General features: G+C 40.2%; 22 protein-coding genes and 1 pseudogene. 13 read left to right on the top strand and 10 right to left on the bottom strand.

What is annotated here, in order from left to right; all coding sequences use genetic code 11:
- The first annotated feature begins 579 nt into the window (after positions 1–579).
- Together DP117_RS03785 and DP117_RS03790 are read left to right on the top strand one after the other, a co-directional pair.
- The gene (locus tag DP117_RS03785) at positions 580–2,970 is read left to right on the top strand and encodes an NACHT domain-containing protein (protein WP_169217004.1); all 2,391 of its coding nucleotides are present in this window, start codon (positions 580–582) and stop codon (positions 2,968–2,970) included.
- A 580-nt stretch (positions 2,971–3,550) separates the two neighbouring features.
- The gene (locus tag DP117_RS03790; protein ID WP_169217005.1) at positions 3,551–3,754 is read left to right on the top strand and encodes a hypothetical protein; all 204 of its coding nucleotides are present in this window, start codon (positions 3,551–3,553) and stop codon (positions 3,752–3,754) included.
- Positions 3,755–3,818: 64 nt separating this feature from the next.
- On the opposite strand, the gene DP117_RS03795 is transcribed toward DP117_RS03790, so the two are convergent.
- Positions 3,819–4,670 carry an FAD-binding domain-containing protein gene (locus DP117_RS03795; protein ID WP_169217006.1) on the bottom strand — a complete coding sequence of 284 codons (852 nt, stop codon included), beginning with the start codon at positions 4,668–4,670 and terminating at the stop codon, positions 3,819–3,821.
- 158 nt (positions 4,671–4,828) lie between these two features.
- Positions 4,829–5,383: a Uma2 family endonuclease gene (locus DP117_RS03800; protein ID WP_169217007.1), complete on the bottom strand. Its 555-nt coding sequence runs from the start codon at positions 5,381–5,383 to the stop codon at positions 4,829–4,831.
- A 114-nt stretch (positions 5,384–5,497) separates the two neighbouring features.
- On the opposite strand from DP117_RS03800, the gene DP117_RS03805 reads away from it, so the two are divergent.
- From DP117_RS03805 to DP117_RS03820, 4 genes are all read left to right on the top strand, one after another.
- On the top strand, positions 5,498–5,800 hold the full coding sequence (locus DP117_RS03805) for a hypothetical protein (RefSeq protein WP_169217008.1): 303 nt from the start codon (positions 5,498–5,500) through the stop codon (positions 5,798–5,800).
- Positions 5,801–5,981: 181 nt separating this feature from the next.
- Positions 5,982–6,620: a type I restriction endonuclease gene (locus DP117_RS03810; RefSeq protein WP_169217009.1), complete on the top strand. Its 639-nt coding sequence runs from the start codon at positions 5,982–5,984 to the stop codon at positions 6,618–6,620.
- An 11-nt stretch (positions 6,621–6,631) separates the two neighbouring features.
- Complete coding sequence (locus DP117_RS03815) at positions 6,632–7,261, top strand: type I restriction endonuclease (protein ID WP_169217010.1); 630 nt, start codon at positions 6,632–6,634, stop codon at positions 7,259–7,261.
- Positions 7,262–7,263: 2 nt separating this feature from the next.
- Positions 7,264–8,439, top strand: a complete 1,176-nt coding sequence (locus tag DP117_RS03820; RefSeq protein WP_169217011.1) for an IscS subfamily cysteine desulfurase — start codon at positions 7,264–7,266, stop codon at positions 8,437–8,439.
- 207 nt (positions 8,440–8,646) lie between these two features.
- Here the strand turns inward: DP117_RS03820 and DP117_RS03825 are convergent, their stop codons facing one another.
- On the bottom strand, positions 8,647–9,555 hold the full coding sequence (locus tag DP117_RS03825; RefSeq protein WP_248277515.1) for an oxidoreductase: 909 nt from the start codon (positions 9,553–9,555) through the stop codon (positions 8,647–8,649).
- Between the two features lie 188 nt (positions 9,556–9,743).
- Between DP117_RS03825 and DP117_RS35300 the strand changes: the two genes are divergently transcribed.
- Positions 9,744–10,016 (top strand): hypothetical protein, encoded by a 273-nt coding sequence (locus DP117_RS35300; protein ID WP_211175898.1) that lies wholly within the window; start codon positions 9,744–9,746, stop codon positions 10,014–10,016.
- A gap of 21 nt (positions 10,017–10,037) precedes the next feature.
- Here the strand turns inward: DP117_RS35300 and DP117_RS03835 are convergent, their stop codons facing one another.
- Positions 10,038–11,408: an FAD-binding oxidoreductase gene (locus DP117_RS03835; protein WP_169217012.1), complete on the bottom strand. Its 1,371-nt coding sequence runs from the start codon at positions 11,406–11,408 to the stop codon at positions 10,038–10,040.
- A 422-nt stretch (positions 11,409–11,830) separates the two neighbouring features.
- On the opposite strand from DP117_RS03835, the gene DP117_RS03840 reads away from it, so the two are divergent.
- Both DP117_RS03840 and DP117_RS03845 read left to right on the top strand, forming a co-directional pair.
- Positions 11,831–12,130: a type II toxin-antitoxin system HigB family toxin gene (locus tag DP117_RS03840; RefSeq protein WP_169217013.1), complete on the top strand. Its 300-nt coding sequence runs from the start codon at positions 11,831–11,833 to the stop codon at positions 12,128–12,130.
- Positions 12,114–12,512, top strand: coding sequence for a transcriptional regulator (locus DP117_RS03845; protein WP_169217014.1), 399 nt, complete (start codon positions 12,114–12,116; stop codon positions 12,510–12,512). Before DP117_RS03840 ends, DP117_RS03845 begins: the two co-directional genes overlap by 17 nt.
- A 76-nt stretch (positions 12,513–12,588) precedes the next feature.
- Here the strand turns inward: DP117_RS03845 and DP117_RS03850 are convergent, their stop codons facing one another.
- The 3 genes from DP117_RS03850 to DP117_RS03860 form a co-directional block, all read right to left on the bottom strand.
- Positions 12,589–13,716, bottom strand: a complete 1,128-nt coding sequence (locus tag DP117_RS03850; RefSeq protein WP_169217015.1) for a hypothetical protein — start codon at positions 13,714–13,716, stop codon at positions 12,589–12,591.
- A 116-nt stretch (positions 13,717–13,832) separates the two neighbouring features.
- Positions 13,833–16,628 (bottom strand): preprotein translocase subunit SecA, encoded by a 2,796-nt coding sequence (gene secA, locus DP117_RS03855; RefSeq protein ID WP_169217016.1) that lies wholly within the window; start codon positions 16,626–16,628, stop codon positions 13,833–13,835.
- A 270-nt stretch (positions 16,629–16,898) separates the two neighbouring features.
- Positions 16,899–17,447 (bottom strand): cytochrome C, encoded by a 549-nt coding sequence (locus DP117_RS03860; protein WP_169217017.1) that lies wholly within the window; start codon positions 17,445–17,447, stop codon positions 16,899–16,901.
- Between the two features lie 70 nt (positions 17,448–17,517).
- Between DP117_RS03860 and DP117_RS03865 the strand changes: the two are divergent.
- Positions 17,518–17,634, top strand: a pseudogene (locus tag DP117_RS03865) (AraC family transcriptional regulator); the annotation flags it as partial.
- Positions 17,635–17,825: 191 nt separating this feature from the next.
- Here the strand turns inward: DP117_RS03865 and DP117_RS03870 are convergent.
- Positions 17,826–18,962 carry a cob(I)yrinic acid a,c-diamide adenosyltransferase gene (locus DP117_RS03870; RefSeq protein WP_169217018.1) on the bottom strand — a complete coding sequence of 379 codons (1,137 nt, stop codon included), beginning with the start codon at positions 18,960–18,962 and terminating at the stop codon, positions 17,826–17,828.
- A gap of 249 nt (positions 18,963–19,211) precedes the next feature.
- Here DP117_RS03870 and fraC point away from each other — a divergent pair, with 249 nt between their 5' ends.
- The 3 genes from fraC (at position 19,212) to DP117_RS03885 (ending at position 21,811) form a co-directional block, all read left to right on the top strand.
- Entirely contained in the window at positions 19,212–19,760 is a 549-nt protein-coding gene (gene fraC, locus DP117_RS03875) for a filament integrity protein FraC (RefSeq protein WP_169217019.1), read from the top strand.
- Between the two features lie 184 nt (positions 19,761–19,944).
- Positions 19,945–20,973, top strand: a complete 1,029-nt coding sequence (fraD, locus tag DP117_RS03880; RefSeq protein ID WP_169217020.1) for a septal junction protein FraD — start codon at positions 19,945–19,947, stop codon at positions 20,971–20,973.
- 58 nt (positions 20,974–21,031) lie between these two features.
- Positions 21,032–21,811, top strand: a complete 780-nt coding sequence (locus DP117_RS03885; RefSeq protein WP_169217021.1) for an ABC transporter permease — start codon at positions 21,032–21,034, stop codon at positions 21,809–21,811.
- Positions 21,812–22,072: 261 nt separating this feature from the next.
- On the opposite strand, the gene DP117_RS03890 is transcribed toward DP117_RS03885, so the two are convergent.
- A complete protein-coding gene (locus DP117_RS03890; protein WP_169217022.1) occupies positions 22,073–22,735 on the bottom strand; it encodes a pentapeptide repeat-containing protein in 663 nt (220 codons plus the stop codon).
- A gap of 276 nt (positions 22,736–23,011) precedes the next feature.
- Positions 23,012–23,590 (bottom strand): DUF981 domain-containing protein, encoded by a 579-nt coding sequence (locus DP117_RS03895; protein WP_169217023.1) that lies wholly within the window; start codon positions 23,588–23,590, stop codon positions 23,012–23,014.
- Between the last annotated feature and the right edge of the window lie 91 nt (positions 23,591–23,681).

Below are 23,681 nucleotides of genomic sequence, written 5' to 3' on the forward strand. Positions count from 1 at the left end.
GCTTTTAACTGCCACTCAATGCCATTTTTATGGCATGTACAACATAACGAAGAAAGAGTTACTTTTTGTATCAGATAAAATTGATTTTTTTATAATTAGTAGTATGAGTTGATTTAGAAATTAACTCACAAAAGTTTGACTGTTTCAAGAATTTAAGAAATCCTAAGACACAAAACTACTGATAAATTGAAGAAACTTATTATTGACAATAGAAAATATGCATGAAAGTAATAACTTGATTAATTGCTTTCAACGTTTAAGCATAAAATTTTGATTTATATATCAATCAAGAGAATGAAATTGTGCGGAGATTATAGGCAATGATCGGCAATATATAACAACTAGTATTGAGTAGATTATTATAAAAATAGTTCGAGTATGTAATTGATGAAATTCATATTTTTTGTGAAAACATGTGATTTCGCATGAAAATCACAGATTTTTTGCATGAAGATCTTATACTTTAGATCTTCCTAAAATGGTTGTGTAGTACACCTTTAGGTAAAATGATCTCCGAACTGTAACCAATTGTTACAATAAGTCTAATTTTAACTTTTCTTAAAACTTCAGGAGAAAGAAATGGCAGCAATTCAAGTAGAGTCAGAAATTTTTCAGCTATTAAAACAAGCTTATTCTGAAAAATTTGGTTCTTCTCCCAGTTCGTTGATTAGCCGACTCAATGATGTATATAAAGATGAATTAGAAGACGAAAACGAAAATCTCATTGCTGATAGAACTATCCGTGCTTTTTTTAATTCTGCTACGCTACCAAAAATGCAAGAGAAGAATCTCAACTATTTATGTGGTGTGTTATTAGAGCAAAAAAGCTACCAAGAAGCGTTAAGGCAATTCATTAAGAGTGAACCTAGTCTAGAAGGGGATTGGCTTGATCCTTATTGGAAACACTTAGAAAGAAAGTGCAGTACGATGAGGGTACTCGATATGACCGAGCCGATTCTTATAGACAATATTTTTGCCAATTTTAGGGTGTTAAAGGATATTCGGGGACGTAGACAAAAAACTATTCAAAATTTGCTTACCAATATCGAAACGGATACATATCAAAATTTTCAACGTTTACTTTTTACTTTCCAAGAAAGTCAAATTCCTGCAATTGAAGCAGTTAAGTCCCATTCCAAGCTCATGGTTTTAGGTAAGCCAGGAGCAGGAAAGACTACATTTTTGAAGTATCTGGCTATGCATTTTCCTACAGGAGATTCAATGAAAACAGAAGAGTCACTCGATAAAATTGTTCCAATTTTTGTTCAGCTAAAAGAGTTATCAAATCATGAAGGAAACAATAGGCTGACTGATGTAGTCATACATGAATTTTCTTCTGTTCCTAACTCAAAGACAACCGTTCGGATGTTACTGGAACGAGGTCAGTGTCTGATTTTGCTAGATGGTCTGGATGAAGTAAAAGTAGATAAGGAATATATTTATAAAGAAATTGATGCTCTGACAAGTTTCTTTCCGGAAAATCGTTTTGTCATTACATGTCGCACAGGAGCATGTGATTACGTTTTTCATGATTTTACTGAAGTAGAAGTAGCAGATTTTAATAGGGAAGAAATTGAAACATTTGTACACAAGTGGTTTCAGGCGCGCGAAGAAGAAGAAATTAGTCATAAGTTTTTAGAGAAGTTAGAAGACAATGAGCCTGTCAAAGAGCTAGCAACGAATCCATTATTACTAACTATTTTGTGTTTGACATTTCAAGATAACTATGACTTTTCTAGAAACCGCTATGGATTATATGCAGATGCAGTAGATTCTCTTTTGAGAAGATGGGATGCTAGTCGTCGAATTGCTCGCCAGCCTAATTTTAATTTATCAAGGCAGCGTAAAATCAATATGTTTAGCGATATAGCTTATCATGGCTTAAGCCAAAAACCCAAAAAAATCTTATGGTATCAATGGGAATTAGAGAAAGAGATTTCTCAATTTATGCAAAACATTAATTCTGAAATTGATTCTCAGGAAATTTTAAGAGTTATCGAAGCTAACAATGGCTTACTACTTCAACAAGCTAAGGGAATTTACTCTTTCTCTCACTTGACTTTTCAAGAGTACTTTGCGACTGAATATATAGTAGAGAATCGTAAACCTGACTTTTTAAAAACATTTGTTGAAGAAAATTTAATAGAACATCAATGGCGAGAAGTCTTTATTTTGACTACGGAGCGACTTGGCAACGCTGATGAATTTCTCAAACTTATGTTTAGGTGTACTAATGACATAGTAAAACACCGTCAGGTCTTACAAGATATGCTCAGTTGGCTTGACGAAATAACGACTGCTGCTAACGTTAGATCTAGCGCTTGGAGAGCTTTATATCTAGCTCTTGATTTAGATGTCGAACTCTATATCAGTCATGACACTAAAATCAACCGGATACCTTTCCAGAAATTGGCAATTAAAATGAGACAGTTTAATATTGAACACCACAGAATAACTCCTACACAACCAAGAGCTACACTGATATTGACTCTATCAGCTATTCATGCTTTAGCTGTCGATCATGCTTCTCAACACTCTTCTACTGAACATATAAACTTGTCTCATACAAGTGAATTTACTCGACAACGGCTCAAAGTTGATGAACAATCTGATATTAATGACAAGTTAAATGTTGCTATCAACATAGCTACAGAAATTAATATGACTGATTTAGCTAATGAATTGACTTCTTTGCAAAATTCTCAGCCTTGTCATGATACCTCTGGTAAACAGTGTGAGGAATGGGCAGAAGAATTAAGACAAGTGATGCTTAAGTATCTCCAGATTGGTGATAGAGTAAAGCTATCCAATGCAGATGTTAACAGGTTAGAAAATTACCTTTATGCTAATTTACTGTTATTAGCTTGTCTACGTGGAGAAAGCTATGCTTCTAAAAAACTGCGTGAGGATATTCTAGACAATTCACTATTACCAATTCACAAAATTCCAACTTATTTATTGAATATTTAATTTCTTAATCATTATCAATTTTTATCTAAATAACGATGTTTACCAGGAGCATTTAATGCTCTTTTTGACATATTTATTGATATTTATTTATTAAATATTCCTAGTAGGGTGTTGGTCAAGTATTCATAATTGACGGAATGCGATGTTTGTAAATATTCAATTTTTTTAGAATTAGGTGGATAACAGGCAAGTCAGTTAGATAATTTATATCACAAAAGCTCTTAATCCAGATTGTGTTTGTATTGCCAACTATTATTACTTGACCAGCGCTCTAGTTTTGAACTGATTAATCTACTCACATCTTGCACCAAGAAAAGTTGATTGAATTTTAAAACTCAGTACTAAGTCTAAAGTCCTTATTTTCCCGAGAAAAAACAAGAAAAATCATGTAACTTTATTGCGCTGCTTTTGACTAAGTCCGGGCTTATACGGTTAGGTGCAAGATCTGAGTCTATCTTTTGAGCGGTACTAACGGATACTAATTAAAGCCATGCCGCTCATTGCCGCTGAGTGCCGGAGGAGTTTATACTTAGGTAAATAACTTTATGGGCGTCCATCGATTTACAAATATCACTCAACCATGTCTAATCAGCAAACTCAAACAACAGCAAAAGTCTGCAATCACAAGCCTGGTGACAAATGGGACGACGGTTGTTGTGGCGATGAGCAACTGACCAATCAGAATTCTGGAATGGTAAATCATGAGGTTAATCAAGAGCAGATGTCTGCTGAACATGAATTACCCAGTCAAAAAATTCAGACAACAGTGAAAGTCTGCAATTAGAAACGAGAGTGACACTTGGGAAGACGAGTGTTGTGATGAAGAACAACTCACCAAAATAAAATGTTTACCGACGTTTGTCACCACGTTGCCAACTTTGACTGTTAGCTTGTTTCGTAAATTCGCCTTTAGGAAACAGTCGCGCTTCTAGTTCTTCATAACTTCCTTCAAAGTCACATTTACCATATAAAGGACATTTTCGGCAATAAACGCCTTCCGTGTAGCGTTCTAAGTTTTCGCGGTTGAAAAAATAAGGTTTGTGGCTAAAAGTGCTGGCTACCCATTGCCATGACATATTATTGCTTGCTGGATCACCATCTAAAAGATGTTCCAAAAACCACTTTGCCCCGGCTTGCCAACGAATGCGTCGCCAATGGATGATGTAAGCTGCTATCCACATTCTTGCATGGTTGTGCAAGTATCCAGTTTCTCGTAAATCTTGGCTGAAACTATCGATGCACACTCGTTCTGTGGTGCCTTGTTTGATATCATCAGGTAATTCAGGAGCATATTCAGCAACGGTGTACCCAGTTTTGTATTCTTCTTGGTCTTTCCAGATGCTATCGCCTAACTTAACATAAAGCCTTTGCCAATAGTCACGCCACCCCAACTCATTAATAAGTTTAGTTGCATCGTCTTGGTGTTTGACGCGTCCAAGGACATTATCCCGAATTTCTCGCAAGCTGAGAACCCCATAGCGAATATAAGGAGATAACCGCGTCACTGCACCTGTGAAAAAGTTACGTGTTTTCGCGTAGCGTACAGGATCTACTTTTTGCAGTGCTTCAATCGCGGCTTTGCGTCCACCTATAGTTTCGCTGATGTGATCATCCCGTTCTGCAGCTTTGGGAAACTGTTCGCGGAGGTAGTCTACCAACTCATCGCGGTTGGCAAAGTCGCGTTGCATATCTTTAGTCATTTTGCATTAAGATTCAGGTTAAGATTGCCGGGCGACTAAAGTCGTGGTTAGACGAACAAAGCCTGCTGACCCAGACTAACTCTTTATTATTGCGTATTATCAACAACAGTATCAAAACAGTAACCTCAATTGAGTTCTTTGAGACATGTTGTATAGTACTATTCAAACACCGGCGGCCATAGTTCAGAAATAGAAATTTCCCAACCAGGAAACAATTCTGGAATAGTTAGCTTATCCTCACCCGCCAACAGTTCCACTTCACCGACTGGGCGATATACACTAACAGTTAGCTTATCTGGATTAATCAGTATCCCAACTTGCGCTCCCAATTGCAAGAATAACTTGATTTTCTCTTCAATTGGACAAACACGATCTGTTTTCGATTTAATTTCCACAACCAAATCTGGAACCAAGTTGGCAAAGTCGCGCACGGTGCGTTTCAGTCTTTGTGCTGATACAAAAGAAACATCTGGTGCTCGTAAATCGGTATTTGGCATGATGAAACCACCACTGGAATCAAATATTCTTCCAAGTCGTCGAGGCTTAACCCAGTTACCCAGCAGTCTGATAAACTCAGCCCCAATTTCACTCGATTCAATATCTGATGGTCCCATGACGATGATCTTACCTTCTTGTAGTTCCAGTTGGTAGTCGCGCTGGTCTTCTTGTAGCTTTTCTTGCAGTCTTTCTAAGTCCTGGATGGTGAGAGTCATGGAAACCTCAAGAGTTAGTCTACTCCTATAGCTATCTTACTTGTCAATGACTAAACGTACAATTTTGTCAAAATGAGATATGACATCAGAATTTAACATAAGATAATAAAAACTATGGTTCAAATCATACAAGCTCAAAATGTCACCTTAGCTTATTTAAAAGAAAAATTTGGACTTCAAAAGTCAGTTAATGAAGATTTTTTTACTGACTGGTTTGAAAATCTACCTGAAGTTACTGAAATAGAGAAACAATATTTAGACCGAGTGAAAACTAACTATCTCAGCTTGGTTGAAAATGCTTCCCTTTTAGAAGATGCCGTGAAATTGGTAGTGTTGTCTCCCTTGCTAGATTTGGCGGGTTTTTATCGTCCTCCGTTTTACATCGCTACAGAAGAAACTATAGAAATTAGCGAATAAATTATCACGGAGGACAAAGATAATGCAGAAGATAAAAAAGAAATGGTGAGAGTCATAGAAACCTCAAGAGTGAGTTTGTTCCTATCGCCATCTTACTTGTTAATGACTCAACCTACTATTTTGTTAAAATGGGATATGACATCAGAGTTTAACATTAAGATAATAGCGAGTTTAAAAAACTATGGTTCAAGTTATCCAAGCACACAATGTCACCCTTGGCTATTTAGAAGAAAATTTTGGGCTGCAACAGACTGAGAATGAAGATTTTTTTACAGAATGGTTTGACTCATTACCAGAGATTACAAATTTAGAAAAGCAATATTTAGACAAAGTAAAATCTCATTTTCTCCGTTTAGTCAAACATCCTCCTTTACTGGAAGAAGCGGTGAAGTTAGTGGTGTTATCTCCCTTGCTGAGTTTGGCTGGATTTTATGATGAACCTTTTTTTCTTAAAAGTGAACAATCTATAGAGATTTGTGCAGAGGATGAAGGAGAAATTGTACGTGGACGTATTGATGTGTTAGTTATCCAACAACAATTCTGGTTATTGATAATAGAATCTAAAAGAGCTAGTTTTTCTCTTCTTGAAGCTATCCCCCAAGCACTCGCTTATATGCTAGCTAATCCTCACTTAGAAAAACCTTTATTTGGATTAGTCATGAATGGTAGTGATTTTCTTTTCCTGAAACTTACTAAAAAAAATCAACCAGAGTATGCTTTGTCTGACCAATTTACACTTTTGAGACGCGAAAATGAATTATACAAAGTTTTGAGCATATTAAAAAAACTGGGTACAACTATCATTCAGGAATACAGCTAGTTAAAAAAACTATGGTTCGAGTCATCCAACCGCAAAACGTTAACCTCATCTACTTAAAAGAAAAATTTGGCTTACAACGAACTGATGATGAACCATTCTTCACAGAGTGGTTTGAGAATTTACCCAATATCAACGATTGGGAAAAGCAATATTTAGACAGAGTAAAAACCAACTATCTCAGTTTAATCGAACGCCGTGCTATTTCAGAAGAAATGGTGAAAATGGTAGTTTTAGCTCCTTTGTTAGATTTAGCAGGATTTTATCATCCTCCGTTTGATATTGAAACTGAAGAATCGGTGGAAATAGCCTTAGAAGATGAAGGTGAGATTGTAAAGGGAAGAATTGACGTATTGGTTTTCCAACGTCAGTTATGGTTACTTGTCATTGAGTCGAAAAACGCAGGATTTTCTCTGATAACAGCCATACCACAAGCACTTACTTATATGCTGGGTAATCCTCATCCTGAACGTTCCTCTTTTGGATTAGTATTGAATGGGAGTGATTTCATTTTCCTAAAATTGACTAAACAAGATACGCCCCAATATGCGTTGTCTGAACAGTTGACTTTATTAAAGCGCGAAAATGAATTATATAAGGTTCTCAGTATATTAAAAAAGCTAAGTCAAGTTTTGATTGAATAATTATGTCTCATCGTCCTATCTACCTCGACTCTCACGCTACTACACCTGTCGATGAACGAGTAGTCACCGCAATGCTACCCTACTTCACCGAACACTTTGGCAATCCTTCCAGCATCAATCATCTTTATGGCTGGGAAGCAGAAGCTGCTGTCAAGCAAACGCGAGAAATTTTAGCAGCAGCAATCAACGCGACTCCAGAAGAAATTGTCTTCACCAGTGGCGCGACAGAAGCAAATAATTTAGCGATCAAAGGTGTTGCAGAAGCCTATTTTCAAAAAGGACAACATATTATTACTGTTGCAACAGAACACAGTGCAGTTCTTGACCCTTGCAAGTATCTTAAAACTCTTGGTTTTGAAATTACAATCCTCCCAGTTCAAAAAGATGGATTGCTTGATTTAACTGAGTTAGAAAAAGCTTTCCGTTCTGACACAATTCTCGTTTCAGTCATGGCTGCAAATAACGAAATTGGGGTTTTGCAGCCATTGGCAGAAATTGGCGCGATGTGTCGCGATCGCAATGTTCTTTTTCACACCGACGCAGCGCAAGCTATTGCTAAAATTTCTCTTGACGTGCAGGCGATGAAAATTGATATGATGTCGCTAACAGCACATAAAGTCTACGGTCCCAAAGGTATTGGTGCATTATATGTCCGTCGCCGCAATCCCAGAGTCCAACTTGCTCCTCAACAGCATGGTGGTGGACATGAACGGGGTATGCGTTCTGGCACTTTGTATACACCACAAATCGTAGGATTTGGTAAGGCGGTTGAGATTGCTTTAGAACAACAAGCGACAGAAAATCAACGTCTGACACAGTTAAGACAAAGATTATGGGAAAAACTTTCTCAATTAGAAGGAATTCATCTGAATGGACATCCTACTCAGCGACTCCCAGGAAATTTAAATATCAGTGTCGAGGGAGTAGACGGATCTGCACTATTGCTGGGATTACAACCAGTCATGGCAGTGTCTTCTGGATCTGCTTGCTCTTCAGTAACGACTGCACCTTCTCATGTTCTCATAGCATTGGGACACTCAGAACAACTGGCTTATGCATCGATACGATTTGGTATCGGACGCTTCAATACTCTTGAGGAGATTGACCAAGTTGCAGAACACACTATTTCTACTGTTCAAAGTTTACGCAAGCAGTCAGAAACGCCTTTTACTGAGTAACAAAAGTAACTAATTTATAGTGATTCTATTTATGGTGTTTTAGACGAAACTGCTAAATGAGCCGATAAAGTAAAGTAAGCAAATTTTTGGACTTTGGACAAAACATAACCTTTGTGACGCGGCTCAAGTCCTCAGTAGGAAGTAATCTTGCCACCGAGAACTTGAAGCATTTATTCATATCTACTTTTTTTCACCATCTTGTACCCACTATCTGTAATCAGTAGATTCAGCCAGAGTTCGCCATTGTGCCGTCTCTTGCTCAACGTAAGCGTTTTTCTCAGCAATTGCCTGAAGGGTATCTGTCCCTAGAGGCAACCGCAAAGGTGGAGTATCTGCGTTGACGATCTCAAGGAGGGCTTGGGCTAGTTTGGTAGGATCTCCCGGTTGTTGATAGTTCCGTTCAGATGCGAGTTTACGCATTTTGCCGACGGTCTCAACGTAATCAGGAATTTGCATTGCGGTTTGCTGGAGCGAACTGCCATCGAGGAAATCGGTACGGAAGTATCCCGGCTCGACAACGGTAGCATGGATTCCCAAAGGAGCTAGCTCATCGTGCAGAGCTTCGGTAATGCCTTCGACCGCAAACTTGGTTGAGCAATAGACACCCCACCCAAAAGAGGAGCGATAGCCACCGATCGACGATAGGTTAATAATGTGTCCGGAGCGGCGCTGACGCATACTGGGCAACACGGCACGAGTCACATTCAAAAGCCCAAAGACGTTCGTGCGATATACCCGCTCAACCTCTTGAGCACTCGTTTCTTCGATGCCTCCCAGTAAACCGAATCCTGCGTTGTTGACTAACACATCGATCTGCCCAAATTTTTCCAGTCCTGCTGCAACTGCTGCTTGCACCTGAGCCTCGTCAGTAATATCCAGGCTGAGCGCTAACACATTTGGGTTCGACTCGAACTGATGCAAACTGGTCTGATTGCGGGCGGTTGCAATTAATTGGTCACCTGCTGCCAATACTGCTTTCGCGATCTCAGCCCCAATTCCACGGGAAGCACCTGTAATGAACCATGTTTTCTGAGTCATTTGTAGATCTCCTGACATTGAGTTAGTAAAACAGCTAAATTCTTGAACCGATATCAATTCCTTTCTAGGCAGTTGCAAAAGCCGCATTTTTGCTCTGTCCTCACCTCGATTTTGTAATCAAAGCGATTTAGATATGCTTGTTGTGCCCTGTTTGTTTGTCTTATCCTTTCATTACCTTTTTGGTATGGGTTCATCATAGGCTTAAGCAGAGGGGTTATAAATACATAAACCTCGCAGATTATTGCCTGATCCTCTCAAGCAGAACGATGGTGCCCAAAAGAATCCTCTATAATGAGGTGCAACAAAATGATGAGAGCGATCGAGAAACTGCTATGGTAATTGAACCCTTGAAACGCGAGACGGCGATTCATGCTTGTCAAGAACTGGTGGAACTGGTAACTCACCATACGGATGACAAGGGGAACGGTATCCATTCAACCGCGATCGCTCAGTTGGAATTTATGCGGGAATCTGCTTTGTCCAAAGTCCAACGAATTGTACGCCCTGGGCTTGGTGGAAGACAACCTCTCAAGATTTGAAAAATGTCGAAAAATTGCTACCTACCTCCGGTTGGGTTGGTTAAATTCCACCATTTTGCTCTTACCAGGATTCATCAACCCATAAGGATCAACTATTTCCTTAAACTTGAGCTGTTCAGGGTCAATCACTTTTCTACCACCATCTTCAATAATATATGTGTGGGGATTCGCAATAAACACACCTCGCTCTTCGTGGTAGCGGATAATCTCGTTGAGACGTTCCTCTGTTGTGTAGCGCACCAGTTGTAAAGCCCCAGGAACAACCGCACCGTTAACCCGAATAAATTCCAAATGCATCATCACCTCATCCCCAAAGTGGTGATACATATGCTCTACCATTTGTAAATTTCTATCAGCAGGAAACATACTTTGCAAGTATGTGATAGAAGTATCTTCAGTCCGAGCGTGTAAAGTGGTATGATTCCAGGTAAACTCCCATAAATGTGTCCCTCTTCCTGCTTCTTGTGCTGGTTTTTGGTATGTAATCTTGCCACCATATTGCTGTACTAACCCAGGCAATAATTCTAAACTTGGTTCAGCAAGCATCAATAAAGCGAGGTGAGTTCCATCTGGAATATGCTCTCGCAAAGCTGCAAAATATTGAGGAATCGGGGATGCAAAAATACTAATTTCCTTTTTCATCATCCCATCAGCATCTGCTAAAGCTTGCCCAAACTTAGCCGCTGCCATAAATTCTGGGAAGGTAACAATCACTTCTGCCCAAGGATAAGCTGGTCCCAATGGAATTTCTACTTCTGTGATTATACCATTGATACCCCAGGCATGGTTTACCTTTTGCACATCGTCGCCGCGCAGTTCAATGACGCGTGGTTCATCTTCCATCGTCACGATTTGTAAAGCCAGAAGATTACCTCTATCACCCAATAAGCCATACTGTATTGACCCAATTCCACCGCTACCACCTGCAATAAATCCGCCAATTGTCGCCGTACGGTAGGTTGAGGGTGCCATCCGTATTTCCCAGCCGATTTCTCGTGCTTTTTTATCTAACGCTGCTAACTTGACTCCGGCTTCAACCCGTGCAACTCCTGGTTTCACCCAGCGTATTTCCTGCATCCGCGTCATATCTATAATGACGCCTCCATGTAAGGGTACGCATTGCCCGTAATTCCCTGTTCCTGCACCGCGTACTGTGACGGGTACTCTGTGTTTCACGCAAACTTCTGCGACTTTTAATACTTCTGTTTGGTTGCCGGGACGTACAACTATATCCCCAACTTTTCCTTCTAGTTTGGGTACGAGTACTGGACTGAAGGTGTGGTAATCTTGGGATAATTTTGCGACTTGACCTGGGTCAGTGATCGTTTCAACACCTTCTAAGGAAGTGGTGATCGCATTTAAGTCAAATGATTTTATGGGTGTTGTTGTCATAAGTATAAATTTTAATCAAAGAATCTACGGATGCACACAGACGCACTGTACCAGCAACAAATGTAGCCACGACTGCACCAATTCATGGTAAGTCACCACTGATTTTTAATCTACCTAGAAAATGGGTAAAAATCCCGGTTTTTTTGATCTACTCTCACAAAAACTCGGGATTTCCAACAAAAACCGGGATTTTGAAATGACTGTACCGATGCTTTAGGACAGCGAAAGTATTATTCTTGAGCTACGGGATGATGAGGGTAACTCGCGCTTAACGGATCCAGAAGTTTTAGTTTTCCTATCCCTCACACTCCTATACCCTTACAAGAAAGCCCGCAGGGCATTGACATTTTGCTCTCATTTCGAGAGAATCTATCTAATTAATTTTTATTGATTAATAAAGATGACGTAAAAACTAAAAACGAATGCATCTAATTTCGATTCGCAATCTCCGTATTGATGCTGGTCAGTTCCCCGATGTCAAAAAGCAAATTGACGACTGGTATGTAACCGTCAAGAAGGCGGATTGGCGTAATCTAGAGGATGTTCGTAAAATCTACCGGGATGCTGAAGCGGTTGGGAGTTTTACTATCTTTAATATTAAAGGCAATGACTATCGCTTGATTGTCGGTATTGACTATGAAAACCAGGTTGTTTACTACAAATATTTTCTAACACACGCGGAATACGACAAACAAAAGTGGAAAAATGACCCTTACTTTTGATCAAAGCATTTATCGCAATCTATTAGCTGAAGTTGCTCCTGTCGCAATTGAGACTGAGGAAGAATACGAACGTGTCTTAAAAGTAGTAGAACAGCTAACCTTTAAAAAGAATCGCACAACCGAAGAGCAAGCTTTACACAAGTTGCTAGTAATATTGGTTGAAGCCTATGAGACACAGAACTATCCGATGGATCAATCTCTGCCTCATGAAATTCTCCAACACATTATGGAAGCCAGTGATACCCGTCAAGCTGACTTAGTAGGGATTATCGGTTCGAGTGGTGTAGTGTCTGAGGTGGTGAATGGTAAGCGTTCGATTAGCAAGGCACAAGCTAAAGCGCTTGCTGATTATTTCAAGGTGTCACCTAGTCTGTTTATTTGAGCCTTCTACTGATAGAGGTGTTGCAACTGCTGTTCAATCATTGGTGACAAGTTAAAAGCAAGAAAATTTTGAATTGTTAACCGCCGTGGCTTTCAGCACCAGGAATAAACCCTGTCTCTTCAAGCAGCAGCTGTAGTTTTGCGTGATCAAGTTTCGTATCCTTTTTGTTATTTCCCCACATATCAGAAAAGAAGTCTTGCATCAGCGTAATAATGCTGCGGTATTTGACGATGCTGGCAACATAAAACTCATCTAACTTCATAATCCCGTCAGCATGGATCTGTTCGATGTTGTCGAGTAATATGGATCCCACTTCATAAGGTTGTAAACCTTCTTTTATCCCATATTTTTCCATTATCCTGCGTTTATCGTTCTCTGAACATGAATAATAAGACGGTCGAATTACGTGTCCAAGATTCCGCAGGACTTCGCCATAGTCATAAAATGTGTTCTGCTTAAAGAAAGACTCTTCATCTTTCGTCAACGCAAAACTCTTATCAAGTACCAAACCAAAATCAGTCAAATATATCTGCTCGCCGTCGGTGAGGACGTTGCGAAAATGCGCGTCGAAATGGATGATTCCTTTCTTCCTCAAAAAGTCAATCGTCGTGCGTAACTCATCCAGAGGTTTCTGAAGTTTGTTGGGGTTTTCCTGTAGCCATGTTTCTAGAATATGCGGTATGTATTCAAGGAACAGAATCAACTCATAGTTGGCGTGAGCTCTATCTACCACATAATTCCCAGCATTCTCACTATTTCCCCTGTACTCCACATAATCTTTTAGACGTTCCATATCCACATCCGTCTGCCACCCAGAGAACGGAATAATCCGATAATGGTACATTAGTGGGAAGGTGACAATTGCTTCTTCCAACACCCAGTTGGTGGTTTTGATGTGCGTCACAAGTTCACGGAAGATCCCAAAACTAGTGGAACCTACGTTGTAATTACAGTAAGTCGGCAGATTATAGAGGTTTCTGGTGGAGAACAGGTTGTCGTATTCGATGTTCGTTACTGGAACACGTTTCACAAAGACTTTGGATTGCCCAAGGACGATAACATGATTTGTCCCCCAACCCGTACTCGACTCATTCGACTCACTATTGTCAAACAGAGAACGTAATTGTACATTATCCAACTGAGCGATTTGTGAACTGAGCTTGAAGTACCTCTTTCTTCTAAGTTCTATATGGTTCGTAGCCATTTTCCCCCGTCCAGCCACAGCATGAGCAACCGCATGAATAGGATACAAGCATTAGAGTGCGCACATCAAGACGTGAAATTGCCTCGTTGCACAAGGAGTTTCACGTCTGTACAACCTCACACCATCTCTGAAGGTGCTTCTGTCATTGGCTGGGGCTGAGGTTGAAACATGAACAAGGAGTATACCACATCTCGGCGAATATTGGTCATCATATCCAAGAATAATTCGTACCCTTCGCTCTTGTACTCAATCAGCGGGTCTTTTTGACCATAACCCCGCAGTCCGACTGATTCCCGCAGGGCATCCATCTGTTGGAGGTGTTCTCGCCAGAGGGTGTCAATCCGCTGCAAAATAAAGAATCGTTCAGCTTGCCTCATTAATCCTGGGCGAATTCGGTCAACTTCTGCTTCCTTGAGATCGTAGGCAATACGCACTTGTTCTTGCAGGAACAATTTGATTTCACCCATTCCCATATCTTCTAGTTGACTGGGTTGCAAGTCCGCTAGCAAATAGACAAATTCTTTGACTTTATCAACCAACTTGTCTAATTCCCATTCTTCTGAGGGTAAGTCTGGGTTAATGTAGAAGTCAACGATGTCATCCATCGTTTTTTCGGCGTACTTGATAACCTGTTCTTTGAGGTCTTGCCCTTCTAACACCCGGCGGCGTTCGGCATAGATAGCACGGCGCTGGTTGTTCATCACCTCGTCGTACTCAAACACCTGCTTACGGATGTCGTAGTAGTAGGTTTCAACTTTTTTCTGAGCACCTTCCAAACTGCGGGTGAGCATTCCGGATTCGATGGGCATATCCTCTTCGACGTGGAAGGCATCCATCAGACGTGCGACGCGATCGCCTCCAAAAATCCGCAGTAGGTTATCCTCTAAACTCAGGAAGAATCTTGTGGAACCAGGGTCACCTTGTCGTCCTGCGCGTCCCCGCAGCTGGTTGTCGATCCGTCGTGACTCGTGACGCTCTGTCCCAATCACGTGCAATCCACCTAATTCTACAACCTCATCGTGTTCTGTGCTGGTGAACTGTTCGTATTCGTGCTTAATTCGCTTGTATGCTTCCCGCATTTTCTGGATCACAGGGTCATCTGTGGGAGCTTTTTCTGCCGCTACGGCGACTTTATCTTCTGCTTCTAGTTCTGATAAGCTGCGATCGCCATATTCTCTCACAGCTGCGTCCACTGCTTCTTTCAAAAGTTTCTCTGTTTCTTTAGAAAGCTGAGTCGGGAAAACCTGTGGCGAAGCCTTCCAAGTTTTGACTTTCTTACCTGGGACAAAGCCTTGTCCTGGGCCACTTCCAGCAGGAGGTAAACCTGCAGCTCTGTGAATGCCAAAAGCATCTTCATCTTCCGGCTTGACAATCCTGGGCATGAAATATTCCCGCATCTTCAGACGTGCCATGTACTCGGCATTACCACCCAAGATAATATCAGTTCCTCGACCTGCCATGTTAGTAGCAATGGTCACAGCACCTCGACGTCCTGCTTGCGCGACAATCTCCGCTTCGCGCTCCACGTTCTCTGGTCTTGCATTCAGCAGTTCATGTGGAATTGCCATCTGCCTTAACAACTGGCTAAGATATTCCGATTTTTCCACACTAGTGGTTCCCACTAGAACTGGTCTCCCTAGTGTGTGCATTTCGGCACATTCTTTAGCAATTGCCCCCCACTTACCTGCTTCGGTCTTAAAGACCATATCAGACAAGTCTTGGCGTCTTCTGGTTCTGTTAGTTGGAATAATCGTGACTTCTAATTTGTAAATTTTTTCAAACTCAGCTTCTTCTGTCTTCGCTGTTCCGGTCATACCACCGAGTTTTGGATAAAGCAAGAACAGATTTTGGTAGGTAATTGTTGCCAGAGTTTGAGTTTCCGGTTGAATGTCTACGTGTTCTTTTGCTTCAATTGCCTGGTGTAGTCCATCACTCCAACGTCGTCCTGGCAAAACTCGACCTGTAAATTCGTCTACAATGACGACTTCCCCATTGCGGACTATATAGTTGACATCTTTAAGGAATAGTTCTTTTGCCTTAATCGCGTTGAAAACGAAGTGTGCCCAGGGATCTTCTGGATCAAATAAATCTTTGACTTCCAAAAGCTGCTCTGCTTGAGCAAAGCCTTCATCGGTCAGTAGCACATTACGAGCTTTTTCATCCACTTCGTAATGTTCTTCTTTTTGCAGCGCTACTGCGATTTCAGCAGCTTTTAAATATTTTTCCGTTGGTCTTTCTACCTGTCCGGAAATAATCAGTGGAGTTCGTGCCTCGTCAACTAAGATAGAGTCTACCTCGTCAATCACACAGTAATTGAACGGGCGTTGCACTACGTCTTTGATGTCTGTTGCCATGTTATCGCGCAGGTAGTCAAAACCTACCTCGCTGTTGGTAACATACGTGATATCACAGTCGTAATTTTTCTTACGTTCAGTTGGCGTCATGCTTTGCTGAATCAGCCCTACGCTCAACCCCAAGAAGCGATGCACCTGTCCCATCCATTCTGCGTCCCGACGAGCCAGGTAATCGTTCGTAGTGACTACGTGTACGCCTTTTCCTGTCAGGGCATTCAAATAACTAGGCAAAGTCGCAACTAGGGTTTTGCCCTCACCTGTTTTCATTTCGGCGATTTGCCCTGTATGCATGATAGCACCGCCTAAAAGTTGAACATCAAAGTGCCGTAACCCTAACACTCGCCGTCCTGCTTCCCGCACCACAGCAAACGCTTCGCTTAAAATATCATCTAGAGTTTCGCCTTTTTTTAGACGTTGTTTAAACTCTACTGTTTTGCCCTTTAGTTCGTCATCCGAGAGGGCTTTTATGTCTTCCTCTAGAAGGTTAATTTCTGTAATGTAAGGTTGGTATTTCTTAAGTTTTCGAGCGTTGGGGTCGCCCAACAAAGTCTTTAGCATGGCAGGTTATACAGAATCAAGGGGGGATAGGGATGATTAATGTTCGGGATTAATTATAAACTTTTATCCTAACCAGCCTTTTGTGGTCTTGGATGGGTTATGCATGAGAATTTGCTAAAAAACAGTAGAATAATAGCCCAATCAGTATGCTAAACGATTGGTTTTACTTTTCAGTTTAAATTTAAACTGTTTTAATAGTATCATTTTGCCTCCAGATGAGGCAGACAAGCCCGACCAAGCGAGGTGGCGATCGCCCCCCATCACCCCATCTCAATTAGAGTTCTCCCATTCTGGAGTGAGACGACGAAAGTTAAAGTTAGCAGCACTGGGATGACAGGTGACGCAGCTACCAATTTGCACAGGGTTGGGTAGTTTGACTCTAGGATGCAAAGCTTTGAAAGACCGGGAGCTATTGACGCGATATGGTGTTTGCTCGTCTTGGAGTTGCAGACGGGAAAAAGTTGCAAGATACTTCCATACTAAGATACGTGGTGGATCGACTAAAAGCTTTAACTGTGAGCCGTAATGCTGTGTGTCTTCCAAAAGATTTTTCCAAGTTTGGGTAGGCAAAACAGCTGGTGGTAAGGCAATGTGACAAGTGGAACAGTTTTCTATATATAATTCTTGTCCTAATTGGTATTGTGCTGGTACAACATCAACGGTACCTATCTCTGAAGTAGGAGTAGCAGCTTGAGTATGAGTTGCCAAGGCTAATAGCCAACCCATAGCTAAACTCCAAGCCAAGATGACTAAAAGCAAACCAATGGGTTTTCGCTTAAGTTTTCGGTTTCGAGATTGGCGCTTAACAATATTTGACATTCCTCACACTCACAAATTTTGCATATGGCGCTTTTTGCACATCTTATGACATAGATGGCGTTGGTGGTGTCAAGTTCCATAAGTATTGGAGTACATCAACGAACATCTAAATCAAGACATCAAACTTGCAGATTTAGCCAAATTGTTGGGCATGATGAGTCAATTTCATTTTAGGAATCTATTCAAGCACCCTACTAATATCTGCTGCTTCCTAAAACTTGATCAAAGTTAACCATCTCTCGTCAGATCTGAGCCGTAACTTACAGACATAACACCGAAAGCCTACAGATTAACATCCTCCCACTGCTGATCTGATGCATTAAAACAGTTATTCAGTTATCAAAGTTTCAGACACTGATAACTGATAACTGTGTACTGTTAAAAATCTACTCCTTGCTTAAGTTCTACACCATGATTGGCATAATGCTTGTGGCAGTATACCTCAGAGTGAACGCTCGCTAAGTCGAAATATGCTGGTTGATTTTGGCAGCGACCTGTGATAATGATTTCAGTATCACGGGGTTTACGAAGTAATGCTTGAACAATCGGTTCAATCGGTAGTAGTTCCAAATCCACTGTAGGATTGAGCTCATCCAGAATAATGGTTTTGTACAATCCAGAGGCGATCGCAGTCTTAGCAATTTCCCAACCGCGTTCGGCTTCCACGTAGTCTAATTCTTGACGAGAGTTGCGCCAGACAATAGCATCTCGTCCACAGCGTTGATGATCGACCACTTCTGGATATGACTGCTGCAGGGCTGCAATGGCAGCATCTTCTGTGTAGCCAGTACCACCTTTGAGCCACTGCATAATTAACACACGAGTGGAACCCGGATGATTGATTCCCCGACCAATTGCTTTTAATGCCTTACCCAAGGCACTTGTAGATTTACCTTTCCCTGTACCTGTGTAAATTTCAATACCTTGTATCCCTTGTGCTTTTGCTGCTTGGTGGACTTGGGGTTTCATTTCTGAGTGTAAATCCGCAATATCAAGTAACTGTTGCGGTGCTGCACGTCCAGTAGCAATAATTTCTAACTCCTGTGGTTTGGATTTTAGTGTCTGCACCACTTCATCCACTTCAAGCAAACCCAAGTCCAGGACGGGATTAATTTCATCCATAACGACAACCGAGTACAAACCAGAGGCGATCGCGCCTTTAGCTACATCCCAACCTCGCGCTGCTTCTGCCCTGTCATAAGGCGTAATTTCTTCTGGTCCAAAGTATTCTGCTCTACCAGTGCGAACTTGGTCAATCAGATGGGGGAAACCGCGTTGCAAGGCAGCTATTGCTCCATCTTCATCATAATCCCGCTCTGGTCCTTTTAAGAATTGTAACAGCAAAACACGATTAGAATTATTGGGAGTATTTATCCCTAACCCTATAGAGCGCAACACGACTCCTAAAGCTGCTTGTGACTTGCCTTTGCCTGCGCCATCATAAATGTGAATTTGACCAGTAAGCCGTGAGGGGCGCAATTGCGCCGTACGAATACCAATGCTGTTCCTTGTCATTTTGAGAAAGCTTTAACGTGGCAGTCTTTCATCTTACCGAAGGTTTTAGCAAATTGAGTCCTATATGTGGGGTCTAAGAACTCTTTACGTCCCACATCCTAATAAGGTATAGAAATATATGAAGAAAAGCAACAACGAAAACTGAAATAATAAAGGTGCTAAAAGGCTCAAACAATGAGATAATTTCCCCCATCATGCTCAGTATTGCGGCTATACTTTCTTAAGTCACACCATTACGATTACTTACTTATGTTTGAAATTCCCGAACTTTCAATTCCCAGAATTTTTCCCATTGGAGCAATTTTGTTTAATTTTTTATTTTTACTAGTGGCAATCCCTCTAGAAGCATACGTCTTAAATGCCAGGCTAAAATTTGATAAAAAGAGTAGCGCTTTTTATGCTATTTCTATCAATGTATTTTCCAACGCTATCGGGTGGGTCATATTTTTCTTCATAGAGCCTGCTTTATCACCACAGGTCAAATCGGAATTAATGACTTTTGTTTTCTTCAATCGCTTACAAACAAGTATACAAACCTTATTGATTTTAACTGCTTTTATAATTTTCTTTGGAACTTTTTTAGTAAAATATGCTTTTTTGAGAATACTTTTAATATCATTAAGTGAACTGAAAAAACCGACTCCTGAGCCTCAACAAATACCACAACGGAGGAACTCACGCCTTGCTTCTAAGAATAAATGGCAAAATACAAATGTAGTCACTACTATACTGATAGCGAATGCACTCAGCTATAGTTTAATAGCCATTATCTTATTTATTCGTTCTGTTAATACGTAAAAAATTCAGGTGTCAAAAATCAATGAAAAATGAGCACTTTTCAAATTGAGAATTGATGAAAAAACTTAGCTAACAATGCATCGGCTTGAATTGCTTCATTAAGAATTGAGAATTGACAATTGATTTTTCCGCCATTCAAACCAATGAATAAAAACAAAAAACCTTAATTATTGAAGGAGAAGAAATGCAACTCATAAGAGATGTCTTTGGTCTATTTGGAATTGTGGAAAGCGTTTACGAGCGCATCAAAAAAATCTTAATTCCTCCGAAAGCTTACTCTTGGCAAACTTTAATTTATTTGAGTCTTTTTTCTTGGTTAATGTCATCTCTTTGTGTGGGGCTTGTCAAGGATCTAATTGCATTTTGCGGTTGGTTATTTTTGATTTTTGGTACTGCTTGGTATACCACAGATAGTCCGTTATACATTCCTGGGACTAATATGCCTATAGGGGCAGTTATTACCGGATTTCTGGTCAGTGTTTTTGCTTTTGGTCATGAAGAAAATGTTTTTACACCAAGAACAATTTTTCTTTGGCCAACGATTTCAGGAATTATTACTGCAATTCCAGAATTTTTTGAAGGAACTGGTACAGAAGCCAAAGCTCAAATTCCCAAAATAGAAGAACGCCAAAAAATTCTTATTTTAGTTGGCAGTTGTATGGTGATTAGCTGCTGGTTAAAATTCTATTTTGTCACAGAAAATTGGTTAAATGAATATCCCAGTTTGCTAGTAGACAATTATCAGGGCAGTGCTTTTGTGATGAAAACACTATCAACTGACAAGATTCCCAAAAACGGTGTTTTAATTTTAGATAAACTTGCCCCACAAGTGGAAGCACAAATAGCTGGACAACCGTGGTCACAAGTGGAACAATGGTTACTTAATGCCGGACAAAACGTAGGTAACTTAGGCAAGCAAGTCATACAAGTAACCTTGGCGGAATATGAAGAAAGGTTTTTATGGCGTATTGAACCGCGTGTATCTGGGGTCAAGGATGCATACAAATTGGATCTCTTAAGTATCTGGGGTGGTCCTAGTTCTAATCCCCGTGGATATTACTTATTGAAATCATGTCGAATTGATCCGGTGTTAACATCTGGAAGTATCTCCAGTCAAACTGTTAAGAAAACCGAAGACAAAAATACGACTGCTGAAATCGATTGCGAAAGAAAAACTTTATTCTTTGCAGGTTCACCACCAGCGCAACAGTAATGAGAACAAAAGTAGGGAAGTCAAAAAAGAAGAATGAATAGAGAAGGATTAATTTTCTATGAATTTCGGCAGAGTTTCTGTATTAGCAAGTAATGTGTTTCGGGAAGTCGTGCGCGATCGCATCCTTTACATTATTGTTTTTTATGCTTTAATACTCGCAGCTGCTCTTCTTTTACTTCCTAAATTTGCTGCCTCAACAGAGGACAAAATGTTTTTAGACTTTGGTTTGGCAGCAATGAGTCTCTTTAGCTTGATTGTGGCTATATCTGTTGGTACAGCATTGATTAACAAAGAAATTGAGAAACGTACGGTTTTGGTATTGATTGCCAAACCTTTAAGCCGCAGTGAATTGATTGTTGGCAAATACTTTGGTTTCTTAGCAGTGCTAGCTGTACTCATCGCTGCTATGACGCTCATTTATCTGGGATTTTTGCAGTTTAGAAATATCCCATTACCGATAGCAAGCATCGTTATTGCTGTCGTTTTTCTCTTTTTACAGTCATCCTTAATCACTGCTGTAGCGTTGACCTTGGGTGTATTTACGAATTCTTTGTTAGCCACTGCCTTAACATTTGCAGTATATCTGATAGGAAACGTTACCAAAGATATACTACAACTGAATCGTTTGAGTAGCAATTCTAGCATTGAACGTATCACTCAAGCTTTATATCTTGTCTTACCAGATTTATCTCGATTAGATTTGAAAAATGAAGCTGTGTATGGTTTAGCAGCGCTACCTGACACGATGTCTCTCATTTTGAATGTTGGCTATGGCTTAATGTACATTATTTTACTATTAGTCATAGCTATTTTTCTCTTTTCGCGTCGAGAATTTTAACTATAGGAATCCTAGAACACCGAATAATCCGTAATTCGTAATCCAAGGTCGCAATAATTACGAATTACAAATTCTTGTGACAGTCGTAACAAAAAATCAGACAGAAATTAGATATCTCATATCTTACACCTGAGTGAAAAACCGGGTTTCTTGAGAATATCTGCTCGTATAAACCTTAATTTCTGGTTTAGAAACCCGGTTTTTGGATTCTCTTGACAATTGTGCAAGATATCAGATATCTAATATCTTACCAACCACTTTTTATTCATTAAAAAAGAATATTTGAGGTTGGTGAATAGTTCCGTCAGGCATGATAGCACCTTCTAGTTTTGCATGCGATAAATTTGCTTCCCACAAGTTTGCTTCATTCAAATTTGCCTCCATTAGATTTGCCCATGTCAAGTCAGCAGCACTTAAGTTAGCTTGATTTAAATTGGCTTCTGGTAACCTTGCTCCACAAAGCTTTGCTCCTGCAAGATTAGCTCTGACTAAATTGGCTTTGATGAGTGATGCTTCCACTAAGTTAGCTTCAGTTAAGTCGGCTTCACTCAAGTCAGCATCACACAAAGAAGCTGCCCAGAGCTTACTTTTACATAACTTCACCCGCCATAAGAAAGCCCCACACAAATTTGCATTTGTTAAATCAGCATGACTTAAATTCGCTTCACATAAAGAAACTTCATATAAGTAAGCTTCCCGCAGATTAGCTTGCATTAAATTTGCGCCACTTAGGTTTGCACCAGTGAGGATTGCACAACTTAGATTTGCATAGCGCAAATCTGCTCCGATCAAATTAATTCCACTTAAATCAACTGCTCTCAAGTCGATACCACTTAAGTCGCATCCACTTAAGTCCCTTTGTTGAAAACATTGATCTGTTATTTGACTAAGAATGAATTCGTGTTTTTCAGCAAAGTTTCTCATGGTATTGACCTCTGGGTGTAACATATCCAAACTGGGGATACCAAAAATCACTGTATTTTTGAGATTACACCTCAAAAGTATACAAGCTGAGTCAACAATCTAAAAAAATTGAGAAAAAAACCAGCAAAATCAGGAAAAGCCTTAATCTAAAAGCCTGGACTCTTTATTTACGTCAAAATCTTGTGATAAAGGTCACAGAAATTTGATATTTTAGCAAGGCAGTGCTAAGTTACAAATGTTTACTGAGCGCGAAAGCTGGACTCAGAACTTAGTGCTCTAAGGTGTTTGCATGGGTAAGGACTTCCAATTAGAGTAATTAGCAAGATGACCCCAATAGGCTAGATAACCTGTAAAAGCAAAAATGAAAGCAGCGGCTATTAATACAATCGCGCCAATTATCCGCAAGGTGCGATTTGTTTGCAAATACAGTGTTGGTGCGGCAAAAACTCCTGCCAATCCTGTGAGGAGAAATCCAATTCCTGATAGTAACGGATTCCTTGTCAACTCCAGGTTAATAATACGTACTCCAATCACAATAGCTGCTAGTCCAGCGAAGAAACCGTAAACTGCTACTGTCAATAAATCCCAACCTTGGGCTAACGCTATGGCAGTGGCGATAAATAAGATTCCAAACAAAATCGTCGTTTCACCATAAGCAATATTGTAACTTCCATTAACGGGCCAGGTGAAAGTCATGTGTAAGCCAGTCACAAGTGCAATTGCTCCTGTCATACCAAAACCCGGAATCCAGCGCTTCTGATTCGCATGCTCTAGACCAAAATACACGTAACCAGCAAGCAGAACTAGCCCAGCTACTAAATTTATTAACATTAAGGTAATGTAATTAATAAACATAATCTACCTTTTAATCGTCTTTCACTCATATTTGAATACATATTGTGATGTTTAAAAATATGTATTTAGAAGCATTTTTAAAAATGCTTCT

This window comes from Brasilonema sp. UFV-L1, from assembly GCF_012912105.1.
Classification (GTDB): domain Bacteria; phylum Cyanobacteriota; class Cyanobacteriia; order Cyanobacteriales; family Nostocaceae; genus Brasilonema.

What these genes read in the sequence shown, in the direction of transcription:
- DP117_RS03890 (WP_169217022.1), bottom strand. Translation starts at nt 22,735, where the DNA reads ATGAGAAACTTTGCTGAAAAACACGAATTCATTCTTAGTCAAATAACA.
- fraC (WP_169217019.1), top strand. Translation starts at nt 19,212, where the DNA reads ATGTTTGAAATTCCCGAACTTTCAATTCCCAGAATTTTTCCCATTGGA.
- DP117_RS03840 (WP_169217013.1), top strand. Translation starts at nt 11,831, where the DNA reads ATGCATCTAATTTCGATTCGCAATCTCCGTATTGATGCTGGTCAGTTC.
- DP117_RS03885 (WP_169217021.1), top strand. Translation starts at nt 21,032, where the DNA reads ATGAATTTCGGCAGAGTTTCTGTATTAGCAAGTAATGTGTTTCGGGAA.
- secA (WP_169217016.1), bottom strand. Translation starts at nt 16,628, where the DNA reads ATGCTAAAGACTTTGTTGGGCGACCCCAACGCTCGAAAACTTAAGAAA.
- DP117_RS03795 (WP_169217006.1), bottom strand. Translation starts at nt 4,670, where the DNA reads ATGACTAAAGATATGCAACGCGACTTTGCCAACCGCGATGAGTTGGTA.
- fraD (WP_169217020.1), top strand. Translation starts at nt 19,945, where the DNA reads ATGCAACTCATAAGAGATGTCTTTGGTCTATTTGGAATTGTGGAAAGC.
- DP117_RS03895 (WP_169217023.1), bottom strand. Translation starts at nt 23,590, where the DNA reads ATGTTTATTAATTACATTACCTTAATGTTAATAAATTTAGTAGCTGGG.
- DP117_RS35300 (WP_211175898.1), top strand. Translation starts at nt 9,744, where the DNA reads ATGGTGCCCAAAAGAATCCTCTATAATGAGGTGCAACAAAATGATGAG.
- DP117_RS03850 (WP_169217015.1), bottom strand. Translation starts at nt 13,716, where the DNA reads ATGGCTACGAACCATATAGAACTTAGAAGAAAGAGGTACTTCAAGCTC.
- DP117_RS03790 (WP_169217005.1), top strand. Translation starts at nt 3,551, where the DNA reads ATGTCTAATCAGCAAACTCAAACAACAGCAAAAGTCTGCAATCACAAG.
- DP117_RS03860 (WP_169217017.1), bottom strand. Translation starts at nt 17,447, where the DNA reads ATGTCAAATATTGTTAAGCGCCAATCTCGAAACCGAAAACTTAAGCGA.
- DP117_RS03870 (WP_169217018.1), bottom strand. Translation starts at nt 18,962, where the DNA reads ATGACAAGGAACAGCATTGGTATTCGTACGGCGCAATTGCGCCCCTCA.
- DP117_RS03820 (WP_169217011.1), top strand. Translation starts at nt 7,264, where the DNA reads ATGTCTCATCGTCCTATCTACCTCGACTCTCACGCTACTACACCTGTC.
- DP117_RS03810 (WP_169217009.1), top strand. Translation starts at nt 5,982, where the DNA reads ATGGTTCAAGTTATCCAAGCACACAATGTCACCCTTGGCTATTTAGAA.
- DP117_RS03835 (WP_169217012.1), bottom strand. Translation starts at nt 11,408, where the DNA reads ATGACAACAACACCCATAAAATCATTTGACTTAAATGCGATCACCACT.
- DP117_RS03800 (WP_169217007.1), bottom strand. Translation starts at nt 5,383, where the DNA reads ATGACTCTCACCATCCAGGACTTAGAAAGACTGCAAGAAAAGCTACAA.
- DP117_RS03805 (WP_169217008.1), top strand. Translation starts at nt 5,498, where the DNA reads ATGGTTCAAATCATACAAGCTCAAAATGTCACCTTAGCTTATTTAAAA.
- DP117_RS03845 (WP_169217014.1), top strand. Translation starts at nt 12,114, where the DNA reads ATGACCCTTACTTTTGATCAAAGCATTTATCGCAATCTATTAGCTGAA.
- DP117_RS03815 (WP_169217010.1), top strand. Translation starts at nt 6,632, where the DNA reads ATGGTTCGAGTCATCCAACCGCAAAACGTTAACCTCATCTACTTAAAA.
- DP117_RS03785 (WP_169217004.1), top strand. Translation starts at nt 580, where the DNA reads ATGGCAGCAATTCAAGTAGAGTCAGAAATTTTTCAGCTATTAAAACAA.